Genomic DNA, 16979 nt, shown 5'->3' with positions numbered 1-16979 from the left:
AAAATGGTAAAATAATCACAGGGTAAAAAACCCAAATTAGGGAAAAGGGGATGTTCCTGTGAGAGCATTTTATGTCAAAATCACCGCCGCCTTACTGTCTATTTTATTGGTCACAACAGGTTTATTTTCACCAGCAATCAAAGCAGAAGATGCACCAAAATCAAGTGAAAAAGTATCGCCACTGACTGAAAAAGCCATTCAGCAAGTGCAAGAGTCGTTTGAAAAGCAGGATAAAGGGACTGCGGTTCAACAGAAGGAAGTAAAAAAATCATTTAAAGTAGATAAGAAAAAGGGAATAAGTATTAAACGAAAAGCGGCTGCAGATGGAAAGATGCGCACGTCTGCCGTTCGCTCTATTGATGGACTAGCCATTAATCAATCGGCAGTTTTAAACGAGGAAGATCCAGTTGATTTATGGTTCTTAAGTACATCGTCCCCTCAGGCGCTCATCAGCAGGATTACCTCTCCAAATGCTGATTATTTCGTTCAGTTATTTGTTATTGATTATGAAGAAGGACAAGCTTATCCAACGGATCTGATTCAACCAGCAGGCAGTCTGCTTGCGTTAAGCAATTTACCAGCGGGTGATTATGCGTTTGGTATTACTAGCGGTGGAGACTTTGGAGACTCATATACATTACAGGTGAATGCAAAAAACCCACCAAATTTCACAGGTGCTGAATCCCTGTCATCAACATTGCAATACTTTGTTGCTTCGTATGCCAATGGGGATGTTTTCGCAAATGGTACAAAAGTGTATAACAAACAATCTAAGACCGCCGATTATAAATGGGAGCGTGTATTTTATTTCTCATATGATGGAAAATATCAACAGAGAACGCATTCTGTTGACAGTGTAAAAGTGAAAAGTATTTCGGCACCAGTATCGTACTCTGCTCCATACGCGAGTTCCTCTGAGGCCATTCTTGTCTACTTAGATGTGGAGACATTATTTATGTATCATGAATCATCGTTTGCTAGTGGGCAGTACTACCATAGCAGCTTTGTTGATACTCTCGGAAAGACAACGCCAAGGCGTTTAGACATTGATGATCTGACCAATTATGGCGATCATATTTTGGCTGTTGATATAAAGACAGGAAAGCCAATTGATTTCTTCAGTGTCCTTAATTTCTACTATGCAGCAGGGATCGAGAAGCTGCCAACGATCAATACATTGAATTAAGATCGGCAGTTGACATCAAATCGCCACATGTGTAGAGTAAAGATAATTAAATGACAAAAGTCCACTAGGGGAGTCATGTATGACTGAGACAAGAGAAAATCTTGGACCCTTTGAACCTGATCTAGTTTGTACTAGCGGAGGGAAGTGGAGCTGGACCTTGTCTTATTCATGATTGAATCGATAAGAAGGCCGCTCCATTTGGGGTGGCTTTTTCATTTATTCAACTGAAAAAGAGGAGGCTTTTTTTATGACATTTTCAACCCAATTAAGGCAAGAAGCAGAACCATTATTTGAAGCGATTTATCAGCATCCGTTTGTGAGAGGACTCGCAGCAGGAGAACTCGAAAAGGAACAGATCATTCATTATGTCAAACAGGATGCAGAATATTTAAATGCCTTTATTAAAATTTATGCGGCAGCCATTAGCAGATGTACAGACAGAGAGGACATTACCTTTTTCCATCAACAAATGGCTTTTGTCCTTGATAGTGAGACACATCCTCATCAAAACCTTTGCCGGGTGGTAGGTGTCGCTTATGATGAACTTCAAGGTGCGTCTTTGGCGCCAAGTGCTCATCACTATATTCATCACATGCTGCAAGTCGCCGAGGAAGGGACGCTAGGAGAAATCATTGCGGTTTTGCTCCCTTGCCCTTGGACCTATTGGGAAATAGGCAAACGAATGCTCAGAGATGTAGAGCCCGATCCTGCCCATCCATTCTATGAGTGGATCACGTTTTATGGCGGGTTAACGGACTCTGTTACAGTGGAGCTTTGCAAACGGCTTGATCAGTGGGCGGAAGAAGCAAGTGAGAAGGAAAAGAAGAAAATGAAACAGCACTTCATCTTAAGCTGTCAGCTTGAGTATAAATTCTGGGACATGGCCTTTACTGTCGAAGAGTGGCCTGTCCAAATGGAGGTGCATTCTTCATGACATGGAAGATGAAAGAAGTCGTTCTTGCTGTCATTTTATCAGTGGCATGCGGAGTCATCTATTTAGGGTGGTCGACTCTTTATTTACCGATTACAGCCCTTGTCGGTCCAGCAGGAGGCAACATCATGTTCGGAATTTGGGTCATTGCTAGTCCAATCGTTGCTTACATTATCCAAAAGCCAGGCGCTGCCCTCATCGCAGAAACAGCTGCCGCTGCCGTGGAATTACTGACAGGCAGCCACTTCGGTCTTTCTGCGCTTTTGATTGGTGTATGCCAAGGACTTGGAGCAGAAATCGCCTTCGCTCTATTTGGCTATAAGCGATATCGCATGTGGACACTCATGTTGTCTGGTGCCTTTGCAGCAGTAGGGGCAATGGCATATAGCCTCATTGCCAATGGATTCGGCTATTACACGCCTCAAGTGTTACTCATGACTCTTGTCACTCAAGTCATCAGCGGTATGTTACTCGGCGGTTGCTTGGCAAAGGTTGTGGTGGATGCTTTATCTAAAACGGGTGTGCTGAATCAATATGCCATCATGAAAGAAAAACGAAGTAAGGGTGACCAGCATGGATTCATTTCTCGCGTGCAGTAATCTCACTGTCCGTTTTTATGAACAGCCGAATCCCGTTCTTCATCAAGTATCTCTTTCTATTCAAAAGGGGGAAAAGGTGCTGATATTAGGACCAAGTGGAAGCGGGAAATCTACGCTGATTTCTGTGCTTGCTGGCATTATTCCAGAGCATATGGAAGCTGAAGTACAGGGAGAAGTGATGCGGCAAAGGCATACTGGTGTCATGTTTCAAGACCCAGATTCGCAGTTTTGTATGCACCGAGTCAATGAAGAAATTGCGTTTAGCTTAGAGAATCGATCTGTCCCTCGAGAACAAATGGATGACATGATTCAACATCTCATGAAAAAGGTACAGCTGGATGTCGACCCAAATACAGATATTCATACTTTATCAGGCGGAATGAAACAGCGGTTGGCGCTTGCTTGTTTACTAGCATTAGAGCCAGATGTCCTGTTCTTTGATGAACCGACAGCACAGCTTGACCCAGCAGGAAGAATGGAGATATTTCAATTGCTTCAGCAGCTTTCGGCTGAACAGAATCAGACGATGATTTTTGTGGAGCATGTGTTAGACGGTGTCATCGAGTGGATGGATCGGGTGATCTTATTAGATCATCAAGGCTGTATTATAGCAGATGGAACGCCAAAAGACGTGATGAACACATTTGAGGGAGAAATGAAAGAAGCCGGCATTTGGCGTCCGAAAATATTTCCCGAGAAATGGTCCACTATCGTACAAGATTCATTTCATCCACTGAGTCAAACACTCTTGCAAACCTTTGAGGCGAGAAAAGAACGTCATGAGAAATTGTCATCAACAAATCGAGAGATCATTATTCGCACAGATCATCTACAATTAAGCTACGGGAAAAAAAGCATTATAGATGACCTGCACCTTGATATAAAAGCAGGAGATTGGGTTGCGATCATTGGTGAAAATGGCAGCGGAAAAAGTACGTTTCTTAAACATGTCATCCGTTTAGAACCAATAAAGAAAGGTCACATTTTTTTAAAAGGAAAACACCTGAAAAAGTGGTCTGACCGAACATTATATGAAAAAGCCGGCTTTGTATTTCAAAATCCAGAACTTCAATTTATACAGGACACAGTGTTTGATGAAATCGCATTTGGTGGGAGACAGCGAAATTGGCCAGAGCCTGTGGTGCAAGAAAAAACGAATCAGCTATTGGCAGAGTTCGGCCTAGAGAAGCATAGAGACGTGCATCCTTTCACCTTAAGTTTAGGACAAAAAAGAAGATTAAGTGTTGCCACGATGCTTCTTTTTGATCAGGATGTTCTCATTTTAGATGAGCCGACCTTCGGGCAGGATGAGAAAACGGCGAGGGAGTTAATCCGGCGTTTAAAAGAACGGCAACGACAAGGCACCACCATTATCATGGTCACACATGATATGGAACTCGTCGATGAGTGCGCTGATCAGGTGCTTGTTTTTCATCAAGGGGAGCATGTATATGATGGTTCGCCTTTTGATTTATTTTCTCATCAGGAACTTGTCACTTCGTGTGAGCTGAGAGTGCCGTTACATTATCGCTATATGGCTGAAAGAAAGGAAGTGATGACGATTGCAAAGTAATCACTCCTTTCTATCCACTGTAAATCCAGTCATGAAATTACTCGCCCATCTCCTTGCGATGTGCTGTCTGATGGCTATTTCTGATCCTAAAACGACGTTCATCATCTGGCTGTTTGCACTTGGAATTGGACTTGTCCTAGGCGGCTGGAATTTGAAATACCTCATCACCAGACTTGTACCTTATCTGCTCTTTTTCATTCTCGTGTTTTGGATGATGGCGGCCTTTGGCAAGGGAGATCATACAGTTTGGAAGTGGGCATGGTTTCATATCACGGAGGAGAGTTTAAGAAATGGGCTGACCATTTCTTTTAGAATGCTTGGGTTTGTGACATTTGGTCTCCTTTTTACATCAACAACTGATTTGACGGCCTTTATGATGAGCTTAATCCATCAATGCCGAATGTCACCCAAATGGGCATATGGGATGCTGGCAGGCTTCCGGTTTATCCCGTTGTTTCAAAGTGAATTGAAGCAAATGAAGGCTGCACATAAAATTAGAGGTTACAAGCAAAAAAACAGCTGGAAAGCCTTTATACGTTATGCACTCCCCCTTTTCACGCAAGGCGTACGGAAATCTGAACGACTAGCCATTGCGATGGAAGCAAGAGGCTTCACAGGGACGAGGGAGAGAACATATTATCATGTCATCAGCACTTCATGGATCGACTGCATGTATCTTTTTTTCATCGTCATCAGTGTGTTGATATGCATGTTCTTTTTTTAAAAACAGCCACATTCTCTTGATAGAATGTGGCTGTTTTATATGTCTTAGGTCATTTGGTTGATATTAGTACACATTGCAGGCTGTAATAGATCATATAAAGAACCGATAAAGAGAGTGTACTGAGAAAAAGAGAGGATGAACGTGAGCGAATGTCACAGAGAATTAATAACATAATAGACGCTTTACCAATCGTTGGACTAGCTATGAGAGAGCAGCTAACCTTTTCTGTATTAGGGAAAGAGAAGGTTCTTTATTATCAGCAGCACGGGAACATTGACTTAGGGTTTAAAGCAGGGGACGTTGTAGCTCCCGGGTTCCAAAACTTTTCGATGTTGAAAAATGGGAGAGAGCCATCATTTATCCAGATTCCTAAAGAGGTGTACGGAATTCCTATGGACATCGTCGCCGTCCCGATTAAAGATGACAATGGTCAAGTAATCGCTGCCTTCTGTGTAGCATATGACCAAACGAATCAACAACGATTAGAACACATTATGACGGAAAGTAACGATGCTTCCGAAAAACTGGTCGCGATGGTACAGCAAGTGGCTGCACATTCAGAGGAACTACAAGCGACAAGTGAACAAATTCTACAAAATACAAAAACCACTGTCGAAAATTCCTCTAAAATCAATCAAGTGTCTAATCTCATCAAAGGTATCTCTGATCAAACGAACTTACTTGGACTCAATGCATCCATTGAGGCTGCAAGAGTCGGTGAAGCAGGTGCAGGCTTTGGGGTGGTTGCTACGGAAGTGAGAAAGCTGTCTACTCACGCGAAGCAAGCAACGACTGATATTGAAACAGCGCTAAAAGATGTGCAAGGCTCTATCAAAGGAATGGAAGAAGAAATAGCACAAATCGTGGCTTCATCTGAACATCAAGCAGAACTCGTTGGCACTTTCACAAAAATTATTGAGGGGCTGCACGAAACGAACGAAACGATGAAATCATTGGCAACAGACTTAGTGAATTATCAAGTGAAATAAATAAACGAATCACAAAACCTCCAGCCGTATCGGAGGTTTTTTAACGTGTTGGAGTGAGTTTTTTGTCATGATATTGACCGGTTTTTCACTGACAGGGAAGTTACACTTCTGTATGATAGAAAAAGAGAGACCTGTTTTGATCATTAGACCTATACATAAGGAGGAAGCCCATCTTGACACAATCAGCAAAGCTGCAAGAAGTACTTGCGCCTTACCGTCCATTGTTAGATCAAACTGAAAAACCACTGATTCAATTACAGATAAAACAAGGAAAAACAGGACCATATGACAGCAAAATATCAGGTGATCCTTATTTCCCAAAAAACGACGAATATCCCGTTGATGGAGAAGGCCATCCTATGAAGCTGCTGGCACAAATCAATTTCGGCCAGCTGCCAAAGCTGAAAGATTACCCAGAAACAGGACTTTTGCAAGTGTTTATTTCTGTACATGATGATCTTTATGGGATGAATATTGACCATAAAACAGAGCAAAAAGATTTTCGGATCAAATTTATTGAGGAACCTTTCTTAGCTGAAGAAGACTTATTGACTGATTTTTCATTCGTGAAAATTCCTGACGATTTTTATTTTCCAGTTACGAAGGAAGGTGCGATTACAGGTGAATTATCAAGCGAAACGATCAGTGTAGGAGATTTCCGCTTTGAAAAAGTCACAGGAAAGCAAAGCTGGGATCTATTCGAAGATGCTGTTGGTATTGATGGTGATGAAGCAGATACTTTACTAGATGAATTTTATGAGACAGCAAGTGGCTTTGGCCACAAAGTAGGCGGATACCCAGGTTTTACACAAGAAGACCCGCGTACCTATGTAGACCAAGAACATAGTGTGCTATTATTGCAAATTGACTCAGATGATGAAGTGGACATGTTGTGGGGAGATTGCGGCATTGCTAACTTTTTTATCAAACCAGAAGACCTCAAACGAAAACATTTCGAAAATGTCGTCTATAATTGGGATTGCTCCTAATTTTGTAAAAAACACTCTTTTTGAAGAGTGTTTTTTGTCTATTTTTAGCCTTTTTGCCCCTAAATCGTCATTTCTGAGAGGTAATATGTCATTCTTTCTAGTTGACCGTATCAAAAAAAAATGTAAAATCATCTTAAAGTCCTCTTTTTTGAAAATAATAATAAAATGACATATCAATCAACAATGAAATGCTCGAAAAAGCGGAATGTACTGGGGGGGATCAATTGATCATTTCGAAAGTAATCAACAATAATGTGGTCAGTGCGTATGATGACGAGCAGCATGAGCTGGTCATTATGGGCAGAGGGATTGCGTTTCAAAAGAAAAGCGGAGACCCAATTGACGAAGAACGTATCGAAAAAGTATTTTCCATTCAAAATAAAGATATATCAGAAAAATTCAAAACCCTGCTTTATGATATTCCGATCGAGTATATGCAAGTGTGTGAGGCAATTATCGATTACGCGAGAACGACCCTTAACAAAAATTTAAATGACAGCATCTATGTCACATTAACGGATCATATTACCTTTGCTATTGAACGTCATCAAAAAGGAATGGACATAAAAAATGCCTTGCTTTGGGAAATCAAACGGCTGTACAAAGAGGAATTCATGTGTGGTGTAGAAGCGATTCGGATCATACAGGACAAGCTCAACATCCACCTACCCGAGGATGAAGCAGGCTTTATTGCGATGCATATTGTCAATGCAGAACTGAATGAGGAAATGCCGAATGTCATTCAAATTACAAAACTGATTCAAGATATTTTGAACATCGTAAAGTATCATTTCCAAATTGATTTGGACGAAGAATCATTAAATTATTTCCGTTTTGTCACGCATTTGAAGTTTTTTGGACAGCGTCTGTTTAACGAAACACAAATGGAAAATCAAAATGAGTTTCTGTATGAAGTGGTAAAGGAAAAAAATACAGCCGCTTTTCAATGTGCGGAGAAAATTAATGACTATGTTCAAAAAGAATACAACCGAAGTCTCATAGAAGATGAGATGTTATACTTAACTTTGCACATCGATCGAGTCATAAAAAGAAAATAAATCAAAAAGAAAGCGTTGACATATCAAAATTAACATGCTAATTTATAACTATAAACTCAATAACCCACAATCTTTTAGGATTGTTACTGGTCAAGCAGGCAAAACCTAAATCATTGTCCCTATCTTTGATAAGGCATGATTTAGGTTTTTTTGTATCTAAAGGCTTATAAAATTGAATAACGATCAATCGCTATGAAGGATTGTTACTGGTTAAGCAGGCAAAACCTAAATATCGATTAATGTCTGAATCGCTATTTTTCGGGCATTAATGGATGTTTAGGTTTTTTCTATATCAAGATGAAATCAACGATTGGAGGGTAACACAATGAACCACAAACAAACAGCAAAAGAAGTTCTAGAGCTTGTCGGCGGTGAAAAGAATGTAAAGCAAGTCACGCATTGTATGACAAGACTTCGCTTCAATTTATACGATGAAAGCAAAGCGGATAAGGAGAAGCTGCAATCAACAGATGGCGTCATGGGCGTGAATCAAAGCGGTGGTCAATACCATGTCATTATTGGCAACGACGTATCAAACGTCTATCAAGCAATGATTGCTGATTCTGGGTTATCAACAGATGTAAAGTCAGGCGATTCAGAAGAAGCATCAAAACAAAATGTGATTTCAAAGCTTTTCGATTTTATCTCTGGTGTCTTCACACCGATTCTTCCAGCCATCGCTGGAGCTGGTATGATCAAAGGAATCTTGGCATTAATGCTGACGTTCCAATGGATCTCAGATAAAAGCAGCACATATGCGATTTTAACAGCTATCGGAGACGGAGCCTTTTACTTCTTACCGATTCTGCTCGCTGTAAGCGTCGCCAAAAAAATTGGCACAAATCAGTATATCGCCGCTGCCATTGCAGCAGCCGCACTGCACCCGCAGCTCACTGCCTTACTAGGTGCAGGAAATACAGAATTTCTAGGCTTGCCAGTGGTTGCCGTTGTGTACTCTTCATCGGTGATTCCAATTCTACTCACTATCTGGCTCGGCTCATATGTGGAAAGATTCGCAGAAAAATATAGTCCGAAATCACTAAAAATCATTCTTGTTCCAACAGTTACACTTCTTGTCGTGGTACCAGTTATGCTCATCGCGGTTGGACCGCTTGGTGGGATTATCGGAAATGGCCTTTCAGGTGGAATTGATTTATTGTTCAAACATGCAGGTATTTTGGCCGGACTCTTAATCGGTGGCTTTATGTCACCATTGATCATTACGGGCATGCACTATGCACTACTTCCAATCATGATCAACAACATTACATTAAACGGTTTTGACTTCATTCTTCCAATGATGTTTGTAGCGAATATGGCACAAGCAGGCGCAGCATTCGGTGTCTTCTTAAGATCAAAAAACAAAACATTCAAATCATTGGCGATGTCTACAAGTATCACTGCGTTAATGGGTATTACTGAACCTGCTATGTATGGTGTGAACATGCGATTGAAAAAACCGTTCCTTGCAGCCCTCATTGGTGCAGCAGCAGGCGGCGTGTTCATGTCTATCTTCAAAGTAAAGTCATATGTGATATCAGGATCAGCAGGTCTTCCAGGTCTCCCAACGTTCATTGGACCGACATTTGTTTACTCCATCATTGGATTAGTGATCGGCTTTGTTGTAGCAACCATCATGACACTTGTTCTAGGGTTCAAAGATGTACCAGTGAAAGATGATACAAAAGCAGACAAACCAGAAGAAAAGAAAGACACAGTAGCGCTTCAAAATGAAGTGGTACAAAGCCCGCTTGAAGGTCAACTAAAGCCGCTCAATCAAGTAAATGATGCAACATTCTCTAATGAAATCATGGGTAAAGGAACAGCCATTGTTCCAACAGTTGGACGTGTAGTAGCACCGTTCAACGGCAAGGTTGAAACCATTTTCCAAACGAAACATGCCATTGGTTTAAAGAGTGATCAAGGCACAGAGCTTCTCATCCATGTGGGGATTGATACAGTAAAACTTGGCGGTAAACATTTCACAAGTCATGTAGAGTCAGGTGATCTTGTTCAAGCAGGAGATCTGCTAGTTGAATTTGATATCGAGGGCATTCAGCAAGAAGGCTATGATGTAACAACGCCAATTATCGTCACCAACACAAATGATTATGCACAAGTTAATGCGAAAACAGATGGGGCGATTACAGTAAAAGAGACATTGCTTACAGTCAGTGTAGAAGAAAATGAGGAGGGCATTCAACATGACCAATTTAGAAAAAACATTTCCTAAAGGTTTCTTATGGGGCGGCGCAGTAGCCGCCAACCAAATTGAAGGTGCTTATAACAAAGATGGAAAAGGCTTATCGACAGCGGATGTATCACCACACGGTATTATGCACCCATTCGATGAATCAATGAAAGACCTTAACTTATATCATGATGCGATCGACTTCTATCATCGCTACAAAGAAGATATTGCCCTGTTTGCAGAAATGGGATTCAAGTGCTTCAGACTATCCATTTCTTGGCCACGTATTTTCCCAAATGGCGACGATGCGGAACCGAATGAAGCGGGCCTCGCTTTCTATGAAAAAGTATTTGATGAACTGCATAAGCATGGAATTGAGCCAGTTGTCACGATCTCTCACTATGAAATGCCACTTGCACTTGTGAAAAACTACGGCGGATGGAGAAACCGTAAGCTTGTGGGTCTTTATGAAACATACGCTAAAACATTGTTCACTCGCTTTAAAGATAAAGTGAAATATTGGATGACCTTCAATGAAATTAACGTCGTCTTACATGCTCCATTCACAGGGGGCGGCCTTGTATTTGAAGAAGGCGAAGACGAGAAAAGCATTCAATATCAAGCAGCGCATCACCAATTTGTTGCAAGTGCTCTAGCTGTTAAAGCAGGACACGAAATCATTCCAGATGCGAAAATCGGTTGTATGATTGCAGCGATGACCACATATCCGTACAGCTCAAGACCTGAAGATATGTTTGCTGCGATTGAACAAGATCGTAAAACATTGTTCTTCTCAGATGTACAGGCAAGAGGCTATTACCCTGGATACATGAAACGTTATTTCCTGGAAAATAACATCAACATTGAGTTCCAAGACGGTGACGAAGACATTCTAAAAAACCATACAGTCGACTATATCGGCTTCAGCTATTATATGAGTTTTGTGACAAGTACAGATCCAGAGGTTCTTGGACAAGTTACTGGTGGTAACCTATTTGAAGGCGTGAAAAACCCTTATCTAGAAGCAAGTGATTGGGGCTGGCAAATTGATCCAAAAGGACTTCGTACAACACTAAACCAACTATATGACCGCTACCAAAAACCATTGTTTATCGTAGAAAATGGATTGGGTGCTGTGGATCAAGTAGAAGAAGATGGCTCCATTCAAGACGATTATCGAATTGATTACCTCAGAAGTCATTTGCTTGAGGCAAGAGAAGCGATCGCAGACGGCGTTGATCTGATCGGCTATACAAGCTGGGGCCCAATTGATCTTGTCAGTGCATCAACAGCTGAAATGAAAAAACGCTACGGCTTCATTTATGTCGACCGCGACAATGAAGGCAACGGTACATTAGATAGAAAGAAAAAGAAAAGCTTTGATTGGTATAAACAAGTGATTGCGACAAGTGGAAAGCATTTAGACGCATAAAAAAGAGAGACAAACCGCTGATCAAACGGTTTGTCTCTTTTTATTGTGAGTGGACTATGATGTCCACACTTGATCCGCAATCTCAATCACATGACGCAGCTTTTCCCATTGCTGTTCTTCTGTTAACAAATTGCCTTCCTCTGTTGAGGCGAATCCACATTGTGGGCTCAAACAAATTTGGTTGATGTCCACATATTGAGCCGCTTCCTCGATTCTTCTTTTGATCTGATCAACGGGTTCGAGTTCCCCATACTTTGAAGTGACAAGACCTAGTACGATTTGAAGGTTTGGATTCTTCACATAACGCAGGGGTTCAAATCCGCCAGAACGGTCATCGTCGAATTCTAAAAAGAGACCATCCAAATCCAGACCGGCAAAAATCGTTTCTGCCGCTGCCTCATAACCACCTTCGGCTGCCCAAGTTGATTTAAAGTTACCACGGCAAATGTGCATGGTGATCACTAAATCATCTGGTCGATCGGCAACCGCTTCATTGATTGTTTTCGCAAACGATTCACGCAGTTCATCTTCCTCGCGGCCAAAAGCTTTGATTTGTTCATGTCCTTTTTCAGAAAAGAACACAGCCCAAGCTGTATCATCTAGCTGTAAGTAACGGCAGCCTGCATCATAAAAAGCACGGATGGCTTTTTTATAAGCTTGTGCCACGTCATGGTGAAAATCATCTAAGCTGTCGTACACACCTTCTTCAAGATTTCCACGGAAAAAGAGCATATTCGGACTTGGAATCGTCATTTTAGCCGTATGATCACCCGCGATGCTGTGAAGGAAGCGATAATCCTCCAGCATTGGATGATCAGTAAAATCAATCTTACCTGTTACTTTGATGCCTCTCGCTTTTGTCGTCGTATTGTGGAATTGAATGCCTTGGTCTGCTTCAAATCCTTCGACCCCATCTAGCCCTTCTAGAAAGTCAAAATGCCACCATGCACGTCTGAATTCTCCATCTGTGACAACCTCTAATCCAATTTCTTTTTGCTTCTCTACAATACGAGTGATTTCTTCGTTTTCAATTTGTCTGAGCTGTTCTGCTGTCAGTGTACCGTCTGCTTTTTGCTTGCGGGCTTCTTTGATGCGTTCAGAACGAAGTAAACTCCCTACTTGATCTGCGCGAAATGGCGGCTTTGTTGTTTTCTTACCAATGGTTTGTACTTGTGTCATGCTGAATCCCTTCTTTCTTCAGGTTATAAATCAAATAAAAAAGCTCTTCCTTGGATAAGGAAGAGCATCATATACTGTGAGATCTCTGCCTTATCTTCAAACAAGCATCAGCTTGCTTAAGGAATTAGCACCATTCTGTTCCTAGGAACAGCGGTTGCCGGGTTTCACAGGGCCAGTCCCTCCACCACTCTTAATAAGGTTACCTTTGATTTAATTTTCTTAATAAACACAATTATTCAATCTTTTTGAGAAAAAGTCAATGGTTTTTCCTATTTATTTTCCTACATAAACAAATCAGCGACGAGAACACCAGCTAATCCAACAAGTGAAAGAACAGTCACCATTAATGTCCAAGTTTTAAAAGTTTGGGCCATCGACAGATTAAAGTATTCTTTGTAAATCCAGAAACCCGCATCATTCACGTGAGAGAATGTAATACTGCCGGCACCTGTTGCAATTACCATTAATTCTGGGCTGACACCTGTCAAACCAATCAGCGGTGCAGAAATGCCAGCTGCTGTGAGACCTGCGACAGTCGCTGACCCTAAAGAGACACGAAGGACAGCTGCAATCAGCCAAGTGAGGAGCAGAGGAGACAGTGTGCTTCCTTGCATAATCCCTGCAATGTATTGATCAACACCGCTGTCAATGAGCACCTGTTTAAAGGCGCCGCCGCCTGCAATGATCAATAGAATCATCGCAATGGAGCCAATTGAATCCGTAATCGACTTCATGACGTCCTGCATGCTCTTTCCTCTGCCAAGACCAAATGTGTAGATGGCAAGCAGCACAGAGATTAATAGGGCAATCGCCGGCTCACCTAAAAACTCAGCCGCCGGTAGCAGCGGGGAGGACGGGAAGAAAATTTCTAAACATGCTCTGAATGTCATGAGCAATACAGGTAAAATAGCGGTGAAAATACTAATGCCGAAGCTTGGCATTTCCTCTTCTGTAAATTCCTTTGGATTAAACAAGTCCTTTGGAATGTGTGCATGCAGTTGATCTTTCTTAAATAGTTTCGTAAACAGAAGTCCGCCTACTAAAACAGCAGGAATGGCTAAAATAATTCCAACCAATAAGGTTTGTCCCATGTTGGCTTGAAATACATTGGCAATGGCTGTCGGCCCTGGGTGAGGAGGGAGAAAGCCATGTGTTGTAATGAGTGCAGCGACGAGCGGCATTCCCACATACAACACAGGGAGTCTTGCGGCTTGAGCAATGGTAAAGACTAATGGAATAAGAATAATGAATCCGGTTTCATAAAATAGAGCAATTCCGATAACAAATCCAGTCAGCATCGTTGCCCATTGAATTTTCCCGATACCAAAGCGGTCGATGAGTGTCATGGCAATACGCTGAGCACCGCCAGAATCAGCCATCAATTTACCAAGCATCGCTCCAAAGCCAAGAACCAACGCCAGATGGCCGAGTGTACTTCCAAGCCCTTTTTCGACTGAAGCAATCGCTTCAAGTGGTGACATGCCTTCTAAAACGGCAACGATTAAAGAGACAATAATCAACGAAATGAAAGCGTTTAACTTAAAGACAACCATGAGTAAAAGTAATAACAAAACGCCAAGTCCGATAAAAACTAACGACATGATCTTTCCTCCTTTGTGCTGCATAAGGGAGCGTGAACGCTCCCTCTGCTTTATCCTTCAAGTATGTCTACTGCTTCTTTTAACGTATCCTTTGAGCCAACATTTCCCGGGAAAATCACATAAGACATGAATGGGAATTTACTTTCTTCTCCTGTTTGCCAAACGGGAATACCTGGTCTGATTTGACCTGCGACAGTCGCACGTTTGACGCTGAGTCCTCTTGTGCCAATATCACTTGAGGTGATTCCACCTTTGGCAATGAGGTACTTAGGGCGAATGGAGAGGCGCTGAACAATGCTTGTCACAGCATCACTAATCTGAACAGACAGCTTCAATTCTTCCTCTTGACGATCGTCCCCAAGATCAAGCCGTTCTCTCCTTGTATAAACAGCAACCGATTGCCCGGTTGTTAAAAGCCTTTCAGTTTGTTGAATCACGCGGTCCATTTCCTCTTGAAATGCTTCAGGTTCTAACACGAGGTGTGTATCAAATTCAATAAATGCGATGTCTTCATTTTGCTGCAGCGCTTGCAATTGTTCGGTTGTTTTTTTGACATGGGAACCGACCATGATGAGGCCACCGTGCCTGCTTTCTTCCTGTATTAAGTCTTGTCTAGTTAATAGTGCTTGATCCTCAACACCGCCAAGCACTTTTGTGAGAGCTGCCGCACTTCTAAATAGAAAGTGCTGACCTGCTTTGATAGCCTCTATGAGGGCAACGACAAAGACTTTGACATCGTCATAGTCCACTGCATTTACAACTACTTTTTGAAAATCCTTCACGGTCATCAGCTGATCCTTGATTTGTTCAATACGTAAAGCCCGGATATCTTCTAAAGAAATATAAGTAGTGTTTTCCTTAGTGAACGATCCGTTTGATTTCTCTTCGATCCATTCTCCGAGGTGAGAAGATTGAAATCCGAATGTACGATCCAATGCAAATTCTGTGTCACCAGCAGGAATTAATTTGTGACCTTCCTGTACGTAGTGAATATTGCCAATCGTAAAGCGGCCGCCTTCTTTAAAAAAGGGAAGAAGAATTTCGCCGTCAAATTGGCGGGAGCTTTGCTGTTCAATGGTCGTTCTGAGAATTTCAGTCTCCAGTGGGAAATGTCCACGCAGGGTGGAATCCCCCCGGCTGACAATGATGAAATCTTGATCAAGCCGTTCAGCCGTTTTCACAATCGTTGATGCGATCGTTTCATGAAGAACCGCCGTTTCTTTCTCTGTCATACTGCGAGAGTTGGTTAAGATAAAGAACATACGGCTGTCTTCAAGAAAACCAGCCTCAATGCTTTTCTCTGACCAATCGGTGAAAACAGAGACGCCGTGCACGGTTTGAATGCCTGTTGGGTCATCGTCTAATACAATCACTTTATGGTGAAAATGGTTTAGTGCTTGTTCGTATGCTGATTGAATGCGGTCTGAATCCGCTTTCGGAATGGCATTTAGTATCTCAATGCTTTGTTTCATAGAACCTCATCCTTTCTTCACTTCAACATGAGCCATTTTTTCGTAATATTGAACGATCCCGCCGTGATCAAGTCCAGACTTTCCGTCCGCTTTGAGGGCGTGGAAGATTTCCAGCAGCTGACTAGAAAGCGGGAGAGGAACGCCGATATCATGGGCGGTTTCCATGACATTGGTTAAATCCTTTAAGTTGATGTCAATACGTCCACCAGGCTCAAAGTTTCGTTCTAAAATGAGGGGAACCTTCGCATCGAGGACAGCACTTCCTGCCAGTCCACCTCGGATGGCTTCATACATTTTATCAATCGCAATGCCAGACTTAGCGGCAAGAACGAGTGCCTCGGACATGGCAGCGATATTTAAGTTGACGATGATTTGATTCGCAAGCTTAGCGGTTGTCCCGCTTCCATTTGATCCAACTAATACGACATCTGTGCCCATCGCATAGAGGACATCCTTTACTTGTTCAAAGATCTCTTCTTCTCCGCCCGCCATAATCGCAAGTGTCCCGTCTATCGCCTTTGGCTCTCCGCCACTGACAGGAGCATCGATAAATTCGACCTGATGCTGTTTTGCCAGTGCCGCTAATGCTCTAGAAGTAACAGGTGAAATAGAGCTCATATCTATAATGATCGTGCCAGGTTTTGCTGCAGCCAATATGCCTTGTTCACCTGCTACGACTGCTTCTACATGCTCACCTTTTGGAAGCATCGTGATGATGATATCGCTTTCAGATGCTGCCTCAGCAGCTGATGCAGCGGCATTTGCGCCCACTTCTTTTAATGCTAGAACAGCTTCTGTATGAATATCGAAAACAGTCACAGTATGACCGGCTTTTAATAGATTGAGTGCCATAGGTTTCCCCATAATGCCTAATCCAATGAATCCAATTTTCTTTGCCATTTTGTCCGCCTCCTATTTAGAAACCCCTTACAAAAAGCGCTTTCTTTTCTTTTTGTTAGTATATATACTGTCTATTTAAATTAATAGTAGGAAATAAACTATTGTTCATTTAATGTACATGACGAAATAGGAATGTGTCAACGGAAAATATGAGA

At 42.0% G+C, this 16979-nt stretch carries 14 protein-coding genes and 2 riboswitches; of the genes, 10 read left to right on the top strand and 4 right to left on the bottom strand.

Features of this window, described 5'->3' with window-relative positions; translation table 11 throughout:
* Window positions 1–58 precede the first annotated feature (58 nt).
* From LCD34_RS09510 to LCD34_RS09465, 10 genes are all read left to right on the top strand, one after another.
* The gene (locus LCD34_RS09510; RefSeq protein WP_025208237.1) at window positions 59–1186 is read left to right on the top strand and encodes a hypothetical protein; all 1128 of its coding nucleotides are present in this window, start codon (window positions 59–61) and stop codon (window positions 1184–1186) included.
* 56 nt (window positions 1187–1242) lie between these two features.
* Window positions 1243–1346: riboswitch (TPP riboswitch) on the top strand.
* Between the two features lie 87 nt (window positions 1347–1433).
* Window positions 1434–2120, top strand: a complete 687-nt coding sequence (tenA, locus tag LCD34_RS09505; RefSeq protein WP_224558842.1) for a thiaminase II — start codon at window positions 1434–1436, stop codon at window positions 2118–2120.
* Window positions 2117–2716: an ECF transporter S component gene (locus tag LCD34_RS09500; RefSeq protein WP_019743666.1), complete on the top strand. Its 600-nt coding sequence runs from the start codon at window positions 2117–2119 to the stop codon at window positions 2714–2716. The genes tenA and LCD34_RS09500 overlap by 4 nt, the downstream gene beginning before the upstream one ends.
* On the top strand, window positions 2691–4289 hold the full coding sequence (locus tag LCD34_RS09495) for an ABC transporter ATP-binding protein (RefSeq protein WP_224558841.1): 1599 nt from the start codon (window positions 2691–2693) through the stop codon (window positions 4287–4289). The genes LCD34_RS09500 and LCD34_RS09495 overlap by 26 nt, the downstream gene beginning before the upstream one ends.
* Complete coding sequence (locus LCD34_RS09490; RefSeq protein ID WP_045033732.1) at window positions 4279–5013, top strand: energy-coupling factor transporter transmembrane component T family protein; 735 nt, start codon at window positions 4279–4281, stop codon at window positions 5011–5013. The genes LCD34_RS09495 and LCD34_RS09490 overlap by 11 nt, the downstream gene beginning before the upstream one ends.
* A gap of 149 nt (window positions 5014–5162) precedes the next feature.
* Window positions 5163–6002 (top strand): methyl-accepting chemotaxis protein, encoded by an 840-nt coding sequence (locus LCD34_RS19645; protein WP_224558840.1) that lies wholly within the window; start codon window positions 5163–5165, stop codon window positions 6000–6002.
* A gap of 173 nt (window positions 6003–6175) precedes the next feature.
* A complete protein-coding gene (locus tag LCD34_RS09480) occupies window positions 6176–6991 on the top strand; it encodes a YwqG family protein (protein ID WP_224558839.1) in 816 nt (271 codons plus the stop codon).
* Window positions 6992–7215: 224 nt separating this feature from the next.
* On the top strand, window positions 7216–8049 hold the full coding sequence (gene licT, locus LCD34_RS09475) for a BglG family transcription antiterminator LicT (RefSeq protein WP_017358647.1): 834 nt from the start codon (window positions 7216–7218) through the stop codon (window positions 8047–8049).
* A gap of 325 nt (window positions 8050–8374) precedes the next feature.
* Window positions 8375–10282: a beta-glucoside-specific PTS transporter subunit IIABC gene (locus tag LCD34_RS09470; protein WP_224558838.1), complete on the top strand. Its 1908-nt coding sequence runs from the start codon at window positions 8375–8377 to the stop codon at window positions 10280–10282.
* Window positions 10254–11672, top strand: coding sequence for a glycoside hydrolase family 1 protein (locus LCD34_RS09465; protein WP_224558837.1), 1419 nt, complete (start codon window positions 10254–10256; stop codon window positions 11670–11672). Before LCD34_RS09470 ends, LCD34_RS09465 begins: the two co-directional genes overlap by 29 nt.
* A 54-nt stretch (window positions 11673–11726) precedes the next feature.
* On the opposite strand, the gene LCD34_RS09460 is transcribed toward LCD34_RS09465, so the two are convergent.
* From LCD34_RS09460 to garR, 4 genes are all read right to left on the bottom strand, one after another.
* Window positions 11727–12851 (bottom strand): 5-methyltetrahydropteroyltriglutamate--homocysteine S-methyltransferase, encoded by a 1125-nt coding sequence (locus LCD34_RS09460; RefSeq protein WP_224558836.1) that lies wholly within the window; start codon window positions 12849–12851, stop codon window positions 11727–11729.
* Window positions 12852–12938: 87 nt separating this feature from the next.
* Window positions 12939–13051, bottom strand: a riboswitch (SAM riboswitch).
* Window positions 13052–13132: 81 nt separating this feature from the next.
* Window positions 13133–14452, bottom strand: a complete 1320-nt coding sequence (locus LCD34_RS09455) for a gluconate:H+ symporter (RefSeq protein WP_008345676.1) — start codon at window positions 14450–14452, stop codon at window positions 13133–13135.
* A 50-nt stretch (window positions 14453–14502) separates the two neighbouring features.
* A complete protein-coding gene (locus LCD34_RS09450) occupies window positions 14503–15924 on the bottom strand; it encodes a four-carbon acid sugar kinase family protein (RefSeq protein ID WP_019743652.1) in 1422 nt (473 codons plus the stop codon).
* 6 nt (window positions 15925–15930) lie between these two features.
* Complete coding sequence (gene garR / locus LCD34_RS09445) at window positions 15931–16824, bottom strand: 2-hydroxy-3-oxopropionate reductase (protein ID WP_224558835.1); 894 nt, start codon at window positions 16822–16824, stop codon at window positions 15931–15933.
* Window positions 16825–16979 lie beyond the last annotated feature (155 nt).

Source organism: Bacillus sp. RAR_M1_44 (assembly GCF_020165935.1).
GTDB lineage: Bacteria > Bacillota > Bacilli > Bacillales > Bacillaceae > Bacillus > Bacillus altitudinis.
The sequence above is the reverse complement of the archived record's forward strand: the minus strand, read 5'-3'. Positions and strand labels throughout refer to the sequence as shown.

Coding starts and splice junctions, on each gene's coding strand:
- LCD34_RS09470 (WP_224558838.1), top strand. CDS start 8,375: ATGAACCACAAACAAACAGCAAAAGAAGTTCTAGAGCTTGTCGGCGGT.
- LCD34_RS19645 (WP_224558840.1), top strand. CDS start 5,163: ATGTCACAGAGAATTAATAACATAATAGACGCTTTACCAATCGTTGGA.
- LCD34_RS09455 (WP_008345676.1), bottom strand. CDS start 14,452: ATGTCGTTAGTTTTTATCGGACTTGGCGTTTTGTTATTACTTTTACTC.
- LCD34_RS09495 (WP_224558841.1), top strand. CDS start 2,691: ATGGATTCATTTCTCGCGTGCAGTAATCTCACTGTCCGTTTTTATGAA.
- LCD34_RS09450 (WP_019743652.1), bottom strand. CDS start 15,924: ATGAAACAAAGCATTGAGATACTAAATGCCATTCCGAAAGCGGATTCA.
- tenA (WP_224558842.1), top strand. CDS start 1,434: ATGACATTTTCAACCCAATTAAGGCAAGAAGCAGAACCATTATTTGAA.
- LCD34_RS09465 (WP_224558837.1), top strand. CDS start 10,254: ATGACCAATTTAGAAAAAACATTTCCTAAAGGTTTCTTATGGGGCGGC.
- garR (WP_224558835.1), bottom strand. CDS start 16,824: ATGGCAAAGAAAATTGGATTCATTGGATTAGGCATTATGGGGAAACCT.
- LCD34_RS09460 (WP_224558836.1), bottom strand. CDS start 12,851: ATGACACAAGTACAAACCATTGGTAAGAAAACAACAAAGCCGCCATTT.
- LCD34_RS09500 (WP_019743666.1), top strand. CDS start 2,117: ATGACATGGAAGATGAAAGAAGTCGTTCTTGCTGTCATTTTATCAGTG.